The following is a 16,021-nucleotide window of genomic DNA, read 5'->3' on the forward strand; positions in this document are numbered from 1 at the left end:
TGCCGGGGAAGAACGACGAAGGCCCGCTTGCGCGGGCCTTCGTCTGCGGCATGTCGCCCGCGATCAGCTGGACAGGTGCTCGATCGCCGCGACGCTGCCCAGGCGGTCACCCAGCGTGCGCAGCAACGCCAGGCGGTTGCCGCGCAGCGCCGGGTCCTCGGCGTTGACCATCACCGCATCGAAGAACGCATCCACCTGCGGGCGCAGGCGGGCCAGGCGGCCGAGCACGGCCACGTAGTCCTTGTGGTGCAGGCTGGCGCCGGTGTCGTCGATGGCCGCGGTCACCGCCTCGGCCAGCTCGGTCTCGGCCGGCTCGCGCAGCAACGCCGGGTCGATCATGCCCGGGATGTCGCCCTCGGCCTTGCGCAGGATGTTGCGGATGCGCTTGTTGGCTGCGGCCAGCGCCTCGGCTTCGGGCAGCTGGGCGAAGGTGCCGATGGCATCGATGCGGCGGTCGAAGTCGTACAGCGACGGCACCCCCAACTCGGCCACGGCATTGAAGTGGGTGACCGGCACGCCCTTGTCGGCGTAATAGCCCTTCAGGCGGTCAATGACAAAGGGATAGATTTCCATGTAATTGGTGTCCTGAAGCGCACGAACGTTGGCCTGCCCCGCCGGGACGTCAACGCCCTTTTCTTTTGCTTCACTGCCAATCCGCGCCTTCTCCCTTAGCGCAACTTCAGACATCGAGAGCATCACACCCTCCGCTGACTTGTGCAGCAGTGCGCGCAGATCCAGGTCGAAGCCGCTCTCGATGATGGTGCGTGCCAACCCCAACGCATTGCGGCGCAGTGCGAACGGGTCCTTGTTGCCGGTCGGCTTCAGGCCCGCGGCAAAGCCGCCGGCCAGCGTGTCCAGGCGCTCGGCGATGGCCAGCACCTTGCCCAGCGGGCTCAGCGCGATGTCGTCACCGCCGAAGCGCGGCTGGTAGGCCTCGTCGATGGCCAGCGCCACGGCGGGCGATTCGCCACCGGCCACGGCGTAATGGCGGCCGGCGATGCCCTGCAGCTCCGGGAACTCGTTGACCATGCGCGACTGCAGGTCGTTCTTGGCCAGCTCGGCGGCACGCCGTGCCTGCGCCAGGTCCACCTCGACCTGGGCGGCGATGTGCTGGGCCAGCGTCGACACGCGCTGCACCTTGTCGGCCACCGTGCCCAGCTTGGCCTGGTAGGTCACGCTCTTCAGGCCCTCGCCCATCGCGGCCAGGCCCTGCTTGAGGTCCTCGTCGAAGAAGAACTTGGCATCGGAGAAACGCGGACGGATCACGCGCTCGTAGCCCTTGGCCACCTCGGCCACGTCCCTGGACTCGATGTTGGCGATGCCGATGAACTTCTCGGTCAGCTTGCCGCCGGCATCGAGCACCGGGAAGAACTTCTGGTTGATCTCCATGGTCTCGATCAGCGCTTCCTGCGGCACGGCCAGGAACTCGCGCTCGAAGCTGCACAGCACCGCCGCCGGCCACTCGACCAGGTTCACTACCTGCTCCAGGTTGTCCTCGGTGATGCGCGCCACGCCGCCGGCCTGCGCGGCCGCGGCATTGACCTCGGCGACGATGCGCTCGCGGCGCGCATCGGCATCGACCAGCACGCTGGCGGCCTTCAGCGACTCGACGTAGTCGTTCGGGTGGCTCAGCCACACCTGCTTGTCGGCCATGAAGCGGTGGCCACGGCTGAAACGGTCCGATTTCAGGCCCAGCAGTTCGGCCGGCACCACGTCATTGCCATGCAGCACCACCAGCCAGTGCACCGGGCGGGCGAAGGCGTACTCGTGGCTGCCCCAGCGCATCGGCTTGGGGATCGGCATCGCGGCGATGGCCTCGCGCACGATCTCCGGCAGCAGCGCGGCGGTCTGTGCGCCCGGGCTGACCGAACGCAGCACGAAGCGCTCGCCCTTGGCGTCGGTGGTGCGCTCCAGCGCGGTCCAGTCGATGCCGGCCTTGGCGGCGAAGCCCTGCAGCGCCTTGGTCGGCGCGCCGTTGGCATCCAGCGCGATGTTCAGGTACGGGCCGAACACCTCCGAATGCTGCTCGGGTTGTTCGGTTTCCACGCCCGGCAGCAGCACCGCCAGGCGACGCGGGGTGGACAGCGGCTTGGCGCCCTCACGGTCAAAGGCGATGCCGCGCTTGGCCAGCCCGTCGATCACGCCATCGAAGAAGGCCTGCGCCAGGCCCGGCAGCGCCTTGACCGGCAGCTCTTCCACGCCCAGTTCGATCAGCAGCGGCTGCATGCTCATGCCTGCACCTCCTTGGCGGCCACTGCTTCCAGGCGCTTGGCCTCGTACAGCTTGGCCACGGCCTGGGCCAGCGCGCGCACGCGCAGGATGTAGCGCTGGCGCTCGGTCACCGAGATGGCGCGGCGCGCGTCCAGCAGGTTGAACGAATGCGAGGCCTTGCAGACCTGTTCATAGGCCGGCAGCGGCAGGCCGGCCTCGACCAGCTTCTGCGCTTCCTTCTCGCAGGCGTCGAAGCGATGGAACATCTCTTCCACGTCGGCGTACTCGAAGTTGTAGGTGCTCTGCTCCACCTCGTTCTGGTGGTAGACGTCGCCGTAGCTGACCGGGGTGCCGTCCGGGCCGTAGGTCCAGACCAGGTCGTAGACGTTGTCGCAGTTCTGCAGGTACATGCACAGCCGCTCCAGGCCGTAGGTGATCTCGCCCAGCACCGGCTTGCACTCCAGGCCACCGGCCTGCTGGAAGTAGGTGAACTGGGTGACCTCCATGCCGTTGAGCCAGACTTCCCAGCCCAGGCCCCAGGCGCCGAGGGTCGGCGATTCCCAGTTGTCCTCGACGAAGCGCAGGTCGTGCACCAGCGGGTCGATGCCCAGCGCCTTGAGCGAATCCAGGTACAGCTGCTGGATGTTGTCCGGGCTCGGCTTCATCGCCACCTGGTACTGGTAGTAGCGCTGCAGGCGGTTGGGGTTCTCGCCGTAGCGGCCGTCGGTGGGACGGCGGCTGGGCTGCACGTAGGCCGCGTTCCAGCTTTCCGGGCCGATCGAGCGCAGGAAGGTGGCCGGGTGGAAGGTGCCGGCGCCCACTTCCAGGTCCAGCGGCTGGATCAGCACGCAGCCCTGTTTTGCCCAGAAATCGTTGAGGGTCTGGATCAGGCCCTGGAAGGTGATTGGAACGGTGGGGGTCGCGGACATGCTGCCTGAGCCATGCGAAAGGGGTGCGCTAGTATAGCGAGCGGCCGCTCTTTGGCCGCGCCAGCAAGGGGTTCGGGGTGGAGCAACAGGCTGCAGGCAGCGCGCAGATACCACCGGTTCCGGTGCCGATCACGCCCGGTAAGCTGCAATTCTCCAACGTCGCCGCCGCCCTGCTGGGCGATGGCCTGGTGGCCGCGCACGACCAGGAGCGGATCCGCTTCTCGGCCCAGGGCGCGCGCAATCCCAGCGAGATCCATCCGCTGGTGCTGCTGGCCAACCTGAAGCTGGCCGCCGCGCCACCGGCCCGGGGCGAGCTGGCGCTGGAGCGGCTGACCGAATGGCTGGCCGGCCGCACCCACACCCGCTACCTGCGCATCGACCCGACCCGGGTGGACGTGGCCGCCGCCACCGCCGTGGTCTCCCACGCCTATGCCCGCCGCCACCGCATCCTGCCGCTGGGCGTGGACAGCGAGCGCGTGCTGGTGGCCACCAGCGAGCCGCTGGCACGCGACTGGGTGCCGGACCTGCAACACCTGAGTCGGCGCCGCATCGAGGTGGTGCTGGTCAATCCGCTGGACCTGCATCGCTACACGATGGAGTTCTTCGGCGTCACCCGCTCGATCCGCAATGCCCGCAACGATTCACGGGACGGTGGCAACGCCACCACCCTGCCCAGCTTCGAGCAGCTGGTCGAGCTGGGCAGCTCCGGCGACGTCAACGCCGACGACCACCACGTGGTCAGCATCGTCGACTGGCTGCTGCAGTACGCCTACGAGCAGCGCGCCAGCGACATCCACATGGAACCACGGCGCGACATGGGCCGGGTGCGGTTCCGCATCGACGGCGTGCTGCACAAGGTGTTCGAGATGCCACCCTCGGTGATGACCGCGGTGGTCAGCCGGGTCAAGGTGCTCGGCCGCATGGACCTGGCCGAGCGCCGGCGCCCGCAGGATGGCCGCATCAAGACCCGCTCGCCGGGCGGGCGCGAGGTGGAGATGCGCCTGTCCACCATGCCCACCGCGTTCGGCGAGAAGTGCGTGATGCGCATCTTCGACCCGGACTCGGCCTTCAAGAGCATCGAGCAGCTGGGCTTCAGCCCGGAGGAAGCGGCCGGCTGGAATGAACTGGTCGCCCGCCCGCACGGCATCGTGCTGGTCACCGGCCCGACCGGCTCGGGCAAGACCACCACGCTGTATTCCACGCTCAAGCGGCTGGCCACCCCGGACGTGAACGTGTGCACGGTGGAAGACCCGATCGAGATGATCGCGCCGGAGTTCAACCAGATGCAGGTGCAGGCCAACATCGACCTGGACTTCGCCGCCGGCGTGCGCACCCTGCTGCGCCAGGACCCGGACATCATCATGATCGGCGAGATCCGCGACCTGGAGACCGCGCAGATGGCGGTGCAGGCCTCGCTGACCGGCCACCTGGTGCTGTCCACCCTGCACACCAACGACGCGCCCTCGGCGATCACCCGCCTGCTCGACCTGGGCGTGCCGCACTACCTGATCGGCTCCACCGTCAACGGCGTGCTCGCCCAGCGCCTGGTGCGCACCCTGTGCCCGCACTGCAAGGTGCCCGACACGCTGGAAGCGGCCGATTGGGCCCCGCTGCGTGATGCCCATGACGCATTACCTGATGTCATCACCGCATATGCGCCGGTCGGCTGCCTAGAGTGCCGGCGCACCGGCTACATGGGCCGGATCGGCCTGTATGAGCTGCTGCCACTGGGTTCGCGGCTGCGTGCCCTGATCACCCGCGACATGGACCTGGCCGGATTCAGCCGCGCCGCACGCGCCGAAGGGCTGCGTACCCTGCGCCGCACCGGGCTTGAAAAGGTGGCGCAGGGGCTGACTACAATCGAGGAAGTCCTGTCAGTACTGCCTCCCGCGGAATGAAGTCCCAGCCGTTCCTGATCGTTGAAACCGGGCAACCGTTCCCGACCCTGCGCCGTTATGGGCGCTTCCCGCACTGGATCCGCGTCGCCGCCGGGCTGGAGGAAGCCGAGACCGTGGTGGTCAACGTCGAGCACGGCGAGGCACTGCCGGACCGCGGCGGGTTCGCCGCCACCATCGTCACCGGTTCGGCCGCCTTCGTCACCGACCGCGCCGACTGGAGCGAGCGCAGCGCCGACTGGCTGCGCGACGCCGCCCATGCCGGCATGCCGCTGCTGGGCATCTGCTATGGCCACCAGCTGCTGGCCCACGCACTGGGCGGCGAGGTGGCCTACAACCCGGCCGGGCGCGAGTCCGGCACGATCCGCCTGGAGCTGGAAGCACCGGCCGCGGCCGATCCGCTGTTCGCCGGCCTGCCGGCCACCTTCCCGGCCCACGCCACCCACTTGCAGACGGTGCTGCGCGCCCCCGAAGGCGCCACCGTGCTGGCGCGCTCGGTGCAGGACAACTGCCACGCCTTCCGCTGGGGCGCGCAGGCCTGGGGCCTGCAGTTCCACCCCGAATTCGCCACCCACCACATGCGCGGCTACGTGCGCGCACGCGCCGACTGCATCGCCCGCCATGGCGGCTGCGCACGCAGCGTTGCCCGCGAGGTCAGCGCCGCGCCGCTGGCCCGCCAGCTGCTGCGCCGTTTCGTGCGCCACGTGCGGCGCAGCGAGCACCATTGAAGCCTATGTTCGAGCACCCCTGCTACGTGGTGCTCGAACTGCCCGACCCGGTCGCCGCGCAGGTGCTGGCGCTGCGTCGTCGCTACGACGCCCGCCTGGCCGGCTACCCGGCCGAGATCACCCTGGCCGGCTCCTCCGGGCTGGGGACACTGGCGACGGGGCAATCGGAAACCGGAGTGTTCGACCGGCTGCAGGCGCTTGCCCATGCGCACCTGCCACTGCCGGCGCGGTTCGTGGCCATTCGTCGTTTCGCCACCGGCCCGGTGATCTGGCTGCAGCCGGAAGATCCCGCCCCGCTGGAAGCCTTCCACCGCGCCTTGGCCGGCAGCGGGCTGGCCTTCCAGCCGCACCGTTTCGCCTACACGCCGCATTGCAGCCTGAGTACCACCACGCTTGCGGTGGAGCAGCAGGAACACCTGCTGGCCGAGGCGGTCCCCGCCGAACGCTTCATCCTCCGCCGCCTGGCGCTGTACGAAGTGGTCGAAGGGCGCCCGGCACTGCTACGCCGCTTCGAGGCCGCCCCTTCCCGGGCCGGATGAATTCCGGCGTTCCGCGCCGGTCCTTCGGCGCACCGCCAGGCCGGGGCCAGGAAGGGGTCGTTACCTGCGCCTCATAACGCCACGACACGTTTCAAGCGATAATCCGCATACGTCGGCATGACCGACGCTCCCCCCTGTTTCGGAACTGCAATGAGCGAGATTCGCAAGGTGTCGGCCTCCGCCGGCGCGGAATGGCTGCTGACCGGCTTTGGCCTGCTCAAGCGCGCGCCGCTGGCGCTGGGCTCGCTGGGCATCCTGTGGGGTCTGGGGACCTCGCTGGTGCTATCGCTGTCGCTGCTGGTGCCCGCGCTGGGCACGCTGCTGCAGTTCCTGCTGCTGCTGGCCGGCCCGTTGTTCATGGGCGGCCTGCTGTGGGCCGTGCGCGAAGTCGACCAGGGCCGCCCGGCCCGTCCGGCACACCTGCTGCAGGGCGTGCAGGAAGGCCGCGCGCCGCACCTGCTGGTCGCCCTGCTGCCGCAGCTGGTGGGCGCGTTGCTGCTGGGCACGCTGCTGCTGGTGCTGGTCGGCGGACCGTCCGGCTTCCAGCACCTGTCCGAGGTGATGCTCAAGCTCAACGAGCTCAGCCAGTCCGGCACGCAGCCGGACCCGGCGCAGATCGAGGCGCTGGTCGCCACCCTGCCGGCCGGTCGCATCCTGTTGTGGCTGCTGCTGATGCTGGCCACCTTCGCCGCGTTGACCCTGGCCCTGTTCGTGATGCCGCCGCAGGTGATGTTCCAGCGCGCCACCGGCGTGCATGCACTGCGCCAGAGCCTGCGCGCCAGCATCCACAACCTGCCGGCGATGCTGGTGTTCTTCGTGCTGGCCTTCATCGCCATCTTCGCGATCTATTTCGCGGTGATGATCGTGGCGCTGGTCATCGGCCTGATCGCCGGCCAGGCCGCGGCGATGGCCGTGGCCCAGCTGTTGTTGATGGCGGTGCTGATGCCGGTGTTCGCCGGCGCGGTCTACGCCGCCTGGAAGCAGATGCTGGCCCCGGCCGATGCCAGCAGCACGCCGCCGCCGTCCAGCGGCCACGTGTTCGAGGCCTGAGTTTCGACCCGCCTCCCGGCCCGGCAACGGCGGGAGGCATCCGCGGCGCCGGGGGAACCCCGGCCGTGCACGATCACGCCGTGTCGCGGCTGCGCTTGGTCAGGTACATGGCCTGGTCGGCGGCATGCAGCAGGGCATTCACCTCTGCGCCATCGGCCGGGTAGGCGGCCAGCCCGATGCTGGCGGCAATGGTCAGGGCCACGTCCTCGCCATCCCGCAGGCGATAGCACATCGGCACCTCCAGCGCCTTGCCCAGCCGTTCGAGCAGGCGGTGCGCGTCGCTGATGTCGTCCAGTTCCTCCAGCACCAGCGCGAACTCGTCGCCGCCGAGGCGGGCCACGGTGTCGTTCTCGCGCAGCGTGCCGCGCAGGCGCGCGGCCAGCTCCACCAGCATCGCGTCGCCGGCGCCATGGCCCCAGGTGTCGTTGACGTCCTTGAAGCGGTCCACGTCCACGTAGACCAGCGCGAACATGCCGTTGTGGCGCGAGGCGCGGTGGTGCGCGCTCTCCAGGCGGTCCATGAACAACGCGCGGTTGGGCAGGCCGGTGAGCATGTCGTGCATGGCCAGGTGGCGCATCTCCTGCTCCATCTGCTTGCGCTGCTCGACCTCGATCTCCAGCTGCCGGTTGCGCTCGGACAGCTCGCTCAGGGCATCGCGCAGCGCCACCCGGTGCCGGTACAGCTCCAGGAACACCTGCACCTTGGACAGCAGGATGGTCGCCTCCAGCGGCTTGGCCATGTAGTCCACCGCGCCGAAGCCGTAGCCCTTGAGGCGGTGCACGTCATCGGCGTAGGTGGCGGTGACGAAGATGATCGGGGTCTGCCGGGTGGTCTCCTCCTGGGACAGGATCTCGGCCACTTCGAAGCCGTTGATGTCCGGCATGTAGACGTCCAGCAGCACCAGCGCGAACTCGTCGTCCAGCGTGGCCTTGAGTGCTTCGTTGCCGGAGGACGCCTCGATCACGTCCACGTCCAGCTTGGCCAGCACGCGGCGGATCACCAGCAGGTTGGCGGGGTTGTCATCCACCGCCAGGATCTTCGGGCGCTGCGGGGCAGGCGGCTTGGTCACGAACATAGGGTTTCCAGCAATTTGGGAATTCCGGGCAGCGGCAGGCAATGGTCGGCCCCCGCCAGTTCCAGCGCGGCGGCCGGCATCACCGGTACCTGCGCGGTATGTGGATCCTGCACGATCACCGTACCGCCTTGGCCGCGGACGCGCAGGCAGCCCTCGGCGCCATCGGAATTGGCCCCGGTGAGCAGCACGGCAAGCAGGTGTTCACGCCAGACGCCGGCAGCAGATTCGAACAGGACATCGATGGAGGGGCGGGAGAACGACACCCTCGGATCGACACTCAAAGCGAAACGGCCGTCACGTTCCAGCAGCAGATGATAGCCCGAGGGCGCGACATAAACCGTGCCGGGCCGGGGCTGTTGGCGTTCCTCGGCCTCCACCACGGTCTGGCCGCTGCGGCCGGCGAGCAGTTCACAGAACAGCCGCATGTCCTCCGAACCGCTGTGGCAGACCACCACCATCGGCACCGGCAGCGGCCCGGACAGCCCGCCCAGCAGGACGTGCAGGGCCTGTAGCCCGCCCGCCGAGCAGCCCACCACCACGGCCTGCGGCTGCGGGCCGGCGGGGCGGTTCACAGCGTGCCCCCGGCATTGCGGTAGAGCCGCAGCTCGGCGTCCAGCGGCACGAAGTCGCGGGCGCTGGGCGCGAACCGGATCGACTCGCGGTTGCCCAGGCACAGGAAGCCGCCGCGGCTGAGGCTGCTGCGGAACAGCCCCAGCACCCGGTCCTGCAGGGCGTCGGAGAAATAGATCAGCACGTTGCGGCACAGGATCAGCTGCGCCTCGCAGAACACCCCGTCGCAGACCAGGTTGTGGTTGGCGAAGGTGACCCGCTCGCGCAGCCGCGCGTCGAGCTTCATGAAGTCGTAGCGGGCGTGGTAGTAGTCCGACAGCGTCTGCCGGCCACCGGCGGCCAGGTAGTTCTCCGAGTACAGGCGCGCGTCGCGGATCGGGAAGATGCCCTCCTGCGCGCGCGCCAGCGCCTCGTCGCTGAAATCGGTGGCGTAGATCTGGCAACGGTCGTACAGCCCGGCCTCCTTGAGCAGGATGGCCAGCGAGTACACCTCCTGCCCGTGCGCGCAGCCGGCCTGCCAGATGTTGATCTGCGGGTAGGAGGCCAGCACCGGGAACACTTCGTCGCGCAGCTTCCGGAACACCGCCGGGTTGCGGAACATCTCCGACACCGGCACCGACAGGCGCGAGATCACCTGCGAGACCATCTCGTCGTCGCGCAGCACGCGCGCGGTCAGCTCGCCGATGTGCGGCATCTCCAGCGTCTGCACCAGCGCCTGCACCCGGCGCTTCAGCGAGGCCGGGGCGTAACCGGAGAAATCGTAGCCGTGCCGCCGCGCCATCGCCTGGATGAAGGCATCGACTTCGATGTCGTCGATCTCATCGCGACTGGCAAGGGGAGCATCGGGGCCTACTTTTGCAGCCATACGCGCATCATCGACAACAGCTTGTCCAGGTCCACCGGCTTGGTCAGGTAATCGTTGGCACCGGCATCCAGGCACTTGTCGCGGTCACCGTGCATGGCCTTGGCGGTGACCGCGATGATCGGCAGGTTGGCCCATTCCGGCCGCTTGCGGATCTCGCGGGTGGTCTCGTAGCCGTCCATGCCCGGCATCATGATGTCCATCAGCACCAGCTCGATGGACGGGTTTTCCTGCAGCTGCTGCAGCGCCTTGTAGCCGTCCTGGGCCATGATCACGTTCATGCCGCGCGCGCGCAGCGACTTGGACAGGGCGAACAGGTTGCGCATGTCGTCGTCGACCAGCAGCACCTGGCGGCCGCCCAGGTTCTGGTCGTCCGACGGGGTGGCGTTGGCGCCGCGCGAACCGATGCTGTGCAGGAACAGGCTGACCTCGTCGAGCAGGCGCTCGGGCGAGCGCTGGCCCTTGATGACGATGCTGTCGGTGTACTGGCGCAGCTTCAGGCTTTCCTCGCGGCTGAGGTCCTGGCCGGAATAGATCACCACCGGCGGCACCGCCACCAGGGTGGCGGCCTTCTCCAGGAACTCCACGCCCGAGATCCCGCCCAGGTTGAGGTCCAGCACGATGCAGTCGTAGCTGTGGGTGGCGATGCGCTCCAGCGCTTCCTCGCCGGAGGCCACCTGGTCGATCTCGACGTTGTCGGCCTGCAGCAGGCGGGTCAGCGCCAGCCGTGAATCGGCATCGTCATCGACCAGCAGCAGCTTGCGCACGATCTTGCCGGCCACGTCGAGCAGGTGGTCGAAGGCGGCGATCAGCGCCGGGCGGTCCACCGGCTTGGTCAGGTAGCCGACCGCGCCCAGCGCCACGCCCTTGGCCGCTTCGTCCACGGCCGAGATGAAGTGGACCGGGATCGCCGCGGTGACCGGGTCGTGCTTGAGGTGCTGCAGCACCGACCAGCCGTCCATGCCCGGCAGCATCACGTCCAGCAGGATGCCGGTGGGACGGTAGCGACGGGCCAGCTCCAGGCCGCTCTCGCCGTCGGCGGCGGCCAGCGCGCGGTGGCCCTTGCGGCGGATCAGGTCGACCAGGATCCGCGCGAACGCCGGGTCATCCTCGACGGTGAGGATCACCGTCTCGCCGGCGGCGATGTTGTGGCGGTCGTCCGGGATCCAGTCGATCAGCTGCGCGGTGGCCGCACGCGCCGGCGTCGCCGCCGGGCGTCGCTCGAGCGGTGCCGGCGCCGCGTCGCCGGTGGCGGCGGCACTGCTGACCGCGGTCGACAGCAACGGCAACACCAGGGTGAAGCAGCTGCCCTTGTCCGGCTCGCTCTCCACCACCAGGTGGCCGCCGAGCAGCTGCGCCAGGCGGCGGGCGATGGCCAGGCCCAGGCCACTGCCGCCGTAATGGCGGCTGGTGCTCGAGTCGACCTGCTCGAAGGCCTCGAAGATCGAATCCAGGCGCTCCGGCGGAATGCCGATGCCGGTGTCCTGCACCGACAGCGCCATGTACTGCTCGCCGGCGGCCACGCCGATGCGGGTCAGCATCGCGTGGTCGGCCAGCGCCAGGCGCAGCGTCACCTTGCCCTCGCGGGTGAACTTGAAGGCGTTGCCGAGCAGGTTGTTGAGCACCTGCTGCAGCTTGGAGCGGTCGGTGACCAGCACTTCCGGCACCGACGGGTCCAGGTCGATGGCGAATTCGAGCCGGTTCTCCACCGCCATGTGGCGGAAATGGCGCAGCACCTCGCGGGTGACGCCCTCGATGCGCACCTCCTCGCGGTGCACGTCCATCTTGCCGGCCTCGATCTTGGACAGGTCCAGGATGTCGTTGATCAGGCGCAGCAGGTTGGAGCCGGAGTCGTGGATGACCGCGGCGGCCTCCACTTCCTCCACGTCCAGGTGGCCGCTCTCGTTCTCGGCCAGCTCCTTGGACAGGATCAGCAGGCTGTTGAGCGGGGTGCGCAGCTCGTGCGACATGTTGGCCAGGAAGTCGGTCTTGTACTGGCTGGCGCGTGCCAGTTCCTGCGCCTTGAATTCGGTCTCGCGCTGCAGCACCTGCAGCACGTCCTTCTGCTCGTTGAGCACCTCGGTCTTCTGCCGCAGCTCTTCGTTGGAGGCCTGCAATTCCTCGGCCTGCACGCGCAGCTCCTCCTCCGAGGCGGACAGGCGCTGTGCCTGCTCCTCCAGCTCGACGGTCTTGCCCTGCAGTTCCTCGTTGGTGGCGCGCAGTTCCTCTTCCTGCGCCTGCAGGGCCACCTGCGAGCGCTGCAGTTCCTCGGCCTGGGCGCGGGTGCGCTCGAGCAGGGTGCGGGTGCGCTCGGAGGCGCGGATGTTCTCCAGGCCGAGCGCCGCCTGCGGCAGCACCGCGTCCAGGAAGGCTTCCTGGGTGTGCGTGAACTGGCCGAAGGTGCCGAACTCCAGCACGCCGAGCAGGCGCCCCTGCAACAACAGCGGCACCGCCACCAGCTGGCGCGGCTGCGCTTCGCCCAGCGCCGAATGCACGCCGAAGAAATCATCCGGCACCTGCTGCACGCTGATGCGCTTGCGCTCCAGTGCGGCCTGGCCGATCAGGCCATCGCCCATGGCATACCGCAGGCCCAGGTGCTTGCGCCGCTGGAAGCCGTAGCTGCCCTGCAGGCGCAGTTCCTGTTCGTCCTCGTCCCAGAGGAAGAACACGCCGATCGGCGCGTCGATGCGTGGCGCGATCTGCGACACCAGCGCCTGGCCGTAGGTCTCGGCCTCCTGCATGGCCTGCAGCTCGGCGCCGACCTCGCCCACGCTGAGCTTGACCCAGTTGGCATCGCGCGAGGCCACCGAATTGCGCCGGAACACCTCCAGCGCGCGGGCGATGGCGCCTATCTCGTCGCCCCGCTCCAGCCCGCCGATCTCCACCTCCAGGTCGTCGTCGGCCAGCCGCGTCATCTTGCCGGTCAGGCTGTTGATCGGGGCGACCACCACCCGCGCGATCATCCACAGCGTGCCGACGATCACCGCGAAGCCGATCACCAGCAGCAGCAGCGATACCTTCTGCGCGCGGTCGATCCACTTGCTCATTTCCTCGCGCTCGGCCAGCAGCGTGCGGATCTCGCTGTCGTAGATGTTGCCCAGCATCACCACCAGCGCATTGGCCTGCCCGGTGTTGACCCGCTCCAGCTTGCGCCGCGCCTGTTCGAAGGTGTCCGCATCGGTGGCCGGCTCGGCCAGCACCGACTCCACCATCTGGTCCCAGTTGTTGGCGGCCTGGGTCGCGGTGCGGATCTGCTCCACGTGCGCGGCGTTGCCGGCCTTGCTGGCCGCCTCCAGCGCCGCGTCGCGCCGGTCACCCTGCTCACGCAGCGCGACCCGCTCGTCCTCGCCCTGCCCCAGCAGGTAGTTGCGCAGGGCCAGCTGCTGCAGGCGCACCGCCTGCATGGCATCCTCGACGTGGCGGATGACCTCGATCTGCTGGCTTTCACGTTTCCGCGCCAGGTCATCCTCGCTGGCGGTCCGGTAGCTGATGCCACCGGCGACGAGGAAGCACAGGAACACCAGCGCAAACGCCGCGACCATCTTCCCGAGTAGCGGCAAGTTATTGATCCAGCTTTCTTTTTTGTCCGTCACTCTCAATTCCCCCGGCGCCGTCCCGGCCACTGTAACCGGACCTGGCCTGTATTCATCGGGAAAGGTATCGCAGAACCTGTGCCAGCGCGGTGAGGCAGGACTCAGGAGGCCGCGCGCTTGCTGTCCTGGTCACGTGGCTGCAGCCAGCGCGCGGCATGGATGCCCAGTTCGTAGAGAAAGCACATCGGGATGGCCAGCATCAGCTGCGACACCACGTCCGGCGGGGTCAGGATCGCGGCCAGCACGAAGATGCCGACCACCGCGTAACCGCGCCCTTCGCGCAGCTGCTGCGGGGTCACCCAGCCCAGCAGCACCAGGATCACCATCGCCACCGGCAGCTCGAAGCTGGCCCCGAAGGCGAAGAAGATCGCCAGCACGAAGTCCAGGTAGGCATTGGCATCGGGGGTGATGGCGATGACTTCCGGGCGGAACGTGGTCAGGAAGTGGAACACCGCCGGCAGCACCAGGAAATAGGCGAAGGCGCAGCCGATGTAGAACAGTGCCACCGCCGAGGCCAGCAGCGGCACCGCCAGCCGTTTTTCGCGGGCGTACAGGCCCGGGGCCACGAACGCCCAGGCCTGGTAGAGCAGCCACGGCACGGCCACGAACACCGCGGTGAAGAAGGTCAGCTTCAGCGGCGCGAAGAAGGCGCCGGCCGGATTGGTGGCGATCATCGTCTGCCCGGCCGGCAGCTGCGAGATCAGCGGCGTGGCCAGGTGGCTGTACAACGTGCGCGAGAACGGCAGCAGCGCCAGCAGCACCACCCCCAACCCCAGCAGGCCGCGTACCAGCCGCGCGCGCAGCTCGATCAGGTGCTCGATCAGGGGGCTTTCGTTGAAATCGGTCCCGCTCATCGCGACGGCTCCTGCGCGGGCGACGCCGGGCCTTTCTGCGTCAGGGCACGGTCGGCCGGTTCCTGCGCCGGTGTTTCAGCGGTGGCTTCCGCGGCAACCGGGCGCGGCGCGATCGGCCGTGGCTCGATGAACGTTTCCGTTTCCGAGGCTGGCACCTGTTCGACCTCGCGGCCGAGCGCGTCGGCGCCGTCCTGCACCTGGCGGGCCTGATCGCGCAGCCCGCTCTCGGCCTGCTGCATCGATTGCCGCACGTCCTGCAGGTTGCGCTTGAGTTCCTCGGCGTGCAGTTCGCGCTCGAGCTCCTGCTTGACCGAATCCCACTGGTTGCGGGCGCGGCGCACCCACAGCCCGGCGAACCGCGCGGCCTTGGGCAGGCGCTCGGGACCGAGCACCACCAGGGCCACCACGGCGATCAGCAACAGCTCGCCAAAACCGATATCGAACACGCCCGGAACTCCGGATCAGCGCGCTTCGCGGTCGTGCTCGGCCTGCGTTTCGGCGCTCTTCTCGGCCTTGCGCGAGTCATCGCCCAGCTGTGCGGCGGGCTTGTCCTCCTCGCGCATGCCTTTCTTGAATTCCTTGACCGCGCTGCCCAGATCCTTGGCGCCGCTCGTCAGCCGCTTGGTGCCGAACACCAGCAGGACGATGACCAGCACGACCAACCAGTGCCAGATGCTGAAACTGCCCATGATCCGCTCGCGTTATGTGTGGAAGGTTGTTGAGCATAGCGCACCGGGCATGACCCGATCGCTATGCCGAAGGTCAGTTGCCACCGTCCAGCGATTCGGTGCGGATCTCGCCCTCATTCACCGGCTGGAAGCCCTGCTGCGGCGCGGTTTGAGCCGGTGCCGGCTGGATCGGGGCGGTGGTGGCGGTATCGCTGCCCGCTGCGACCGGTGCCGGCACGCTGACCGCATCGGCGCGCGGCGCGGTGGACGCCACCGGTGCCACCGTGCCTTGGGTGCCGCGCTTTTCACGGGCGGCATAGGTGGATTCCTCCAGCCGGTCACGGAAGGCGACCACGTCGCTGGACGGCGCGCTGGCCAGGCGGCCTTCGATGATCATGCGCGGGGTGGTGCCCTGCCCGTAGGCATCGAGGTTGGCGGCATCGTCGATCTGCAGCGCCGCGCCATCCAGCGCCACGCCCGCGAACAGGCCGCGCGCGCGCGACCACGACCAGATCTCGGCCTTGAGCTGGCCATCGGTGGCGGCGGCGGCATTGCGGCCGACCGGGCCGGCGGCCACGCCGGCGTCGGCGCCGAGGGTGAACTTGCCGTTGACGATGTTGTCCAGGCTGCGGTCGTTGCGGAACACCAGGATCACGTCGGAGGACTGCACGCCGGCCTGGAAGCCGATGCTGCCGCCGGTGAGCTTGATGAACACCGGGTTGGACCAGCTGCCATCGGGCGTCTTGACCGACATCAGGCCGTGGCCACGACGGCCACCCAGCACCAGGCCGGCCTTGATCGTGTCGGGGATGACGATGATCGCGCGACCTTCGTCGAGCAGCTTGTCCGGGATCGCCTGTTCGGGGATGTCCTGGATTTCACTGAGCACGCGCACGGCATTGCGTGCGCGCTGGTCTTCCTGTGGGCCGGCAACGGCGTTGGCGGACAGGAGGCTGGCGGACAGCAACAGGGCGAGGCACGGCAGGCGGCGCATGGTGAACTCCGTAGGTCGGTGCACAGAAAGATAACGCAAGTGCCTGAAATTAG

Annotated in this window: 14 protein-coding genes; 4 read left to right on the forward strand and 10 right to left on the reverse strand. The window is 68.7% G+C overall.

Features of this window, described 5'->3' with window-relative positions:
- Positions 1-63: 63 nt before the first annotated feature.
- Together glyS and glyQ are read right to left on the reverse strand one after the other, a co-directional pair.
- Positions 64-2,232, reverse strand: coding sequence for a glycine--tRNA ligase subunit beta (glyS, locus tag ACIPR8_RS10410; protein ID WP_446540974.1), 2,169 nt, complete (start codon positions 2,230-2,232; stop codon positions 64-66).
- Complete coding sequence (gene glyQ / locus ACIPR8_RS10415) at positions 2,229-3,140, reverse strand: glycine--tRNA ligase subunit alpha (RefSeq protein ID WP_446540975.1); 912 nt, start codon at positions 3,138-3,140, stop codon at positions 2,229-2,231. Before glyQ ends, glyS begins: the two co-directional genes overlap by 4 nt.
- Positions 3,141-3,247: 107 nt before the next feature.
- On the opposite strand from glyQ, the gene ACIPR8_RS10420 reads away from it, so the two are divergent.
- From ACIPR8_RS10420 to ACIPR8_RS10435, 4 genes are all read left to right on the forward strand, one after another.
- Complete coding sequence (locus tag ACIPR8_RS10420; RefSeq protein WP_313255870.1) at positions 3,248-5,038, forward strand: GspE/PulE family protein; 1,791 nt, start codon at positions 3,248-3,250, stop codon at positions 5,036-5,038.
- A complete protein-coding gene (locus tag ACIPR8_RS10425; RefSeq protein ID WP_446540976.1) occupies positions 5,035-5,763 on the forward strand; it encodes a glutamine amidotransferase in 729 nt (242 codons plus the stop codon). The genes ACIPR8_RS10420 and ACIPR8_RS10425 overlap by 4 nt, the downstream gene beginning before the upstream one ends.
- Before the next feature lie 5 nt (positions 5,764-5,768).
- Positions 5,769-6,302, forward strand: coding sequence for a 2'-5' RNA ligase family protein (locus ACIPR8_RS10430; protein ID WP_313255714.1), 534 nt, complete (start codon positions 5,769-5,771; stop codon positions 6,300-6,302).
- A 150-nt stretch (positions 6,303-6,452) separates the two neighbouring features.
- Positions 6,453-7,352, forward strand: a complete 900-nt coding sequence (locus ACIPR8_RS10435; RefSeq protein ID WP_446540977.1) for a BPSS1780 family membrane protein — start codon at positions 6,453-6,455, stop codon at positions 7,350-7,352.
- 73 nt (positions 7,353-7,425) lie between these two features.
- Here ACIPR8_RS10435 and ACIPR8_RS10440 read toward each other — a convergent pair whose 3' ends face one another.
- The 8 genes from ACIPR8_RS10440 to ACIPR8_RS10475 form a co-directional block, all read right to left on the reverse strand.
- Entirely contained in the window at positions 7,426-8,427 is a 1,002-nt protein-coding gene (locus tag ACIPR8_RS10440; RefSeq protein ID WP_132863983.1) for a diguanylate cyclase domain-containing protein, read from the reverse strand.
- On the reverse strand, positions 8,418-8,999 hold the full coding sequence (locus tag ACIPR8_RS10445) for a chemotaxis protein CheB (RefSeq protein ID WP_132863985.1): 582 nt from the start codon (positions 8,997-8,999) through the stop codon (positions 8,418-8,420). The genes ACIPR8_RS10440 and ACIPR8_RS10445 overlap by 10 nt, the downstream gene beginning before the upstream one ends.
- Positions 8,996-9,862 carry a CheR family methyltransferase gene (locus ACIPR8_RS10450; protein ID WP_132863987.1) on the reverse strand — a complete coding sequence of 289 codons (867 nt, stop codon included), beginning with the start codon at positions 9,860-9,862 and terminating at the stop codon, positions 8,996-8,998. Before ACIPR8_RS10450 ends, ACIPR8_RS10445 begins: the two co-directional genes overlap by 4 nt.
- Positions 9,847-13,419: a response regulator gene (locus tag ACIPR8_RS10455; protein ID WP_446540978.1), complete on the reverse strand. Its 3,573-nt coding sequence runs from the start codon at positions 13,417-13,419 to the stop codon at positions 9,847-9,849. Before ACIPR8_RS10455 ends, ACIPR8_RS10450 begins: the two co-directional genes overlap by 16 nt.
- Before the next feature lie 134 nt (positions 13,420-13,553).
- Positions 13,554-14,306: a twin-arginine translocase subunit TatC gene (tatC, locus tag ACIPR8_RS10460; RefSeq protein WP_192287149.1), complete on the reverse strand. Its 753-nt coding sequence runs from the start codon at positions 14,304-14,306 to the stop codon at positions 13,554-13,556.
- Positions 14,303-14,752 carry a Sec-independent protein translocase protein TatB gene (gene tatB, locus ACIPR8_RS10465; protein ID WP_446540979.1) on the reverse strand — a complete coding sequence of 150 codons (450 nt, stop codon included), beginning with the start codon at positions 14,750-14,752 and terminating at the stop codon, positions 14,303-14,305. The genes tatC and tatB overlap by 4 nt, the downstream gene beginning before the upstream one ends.
- A gap of 15 nt (positions 14,753-14,767) precedes the next feature.
- Positions 14,768-14,995, reverse strand: coding sequence for a Sec-independent protein translocase subunit TatA (tatA, locus tag ACIPR8_RS10470; protein WP_132863992.1), 228 nt, complete (start codon positions 14,993-14,995; stop codon positions 14,768-14,770).
- Between the two features lie 73 nt (positions 14,996-15,068).
- On the reverse strand, positions 15,069-15,968 hold the full coding sequence (locus ACIPR8_RS10475) for a lipid-binding SYLF domain-containing protein (RefSeq protein WP_132863993.1): 900 nt from the start codon (positions 15,966-15,968) through the stop codon (positions 15,069-15,071).
- Positions 15,969-16,021: the final 53 nt, after the last annotated feature.

It is taken from the genome of Stenotrophomonas sp. LARHCG68 (assembly GCF_052871705.1).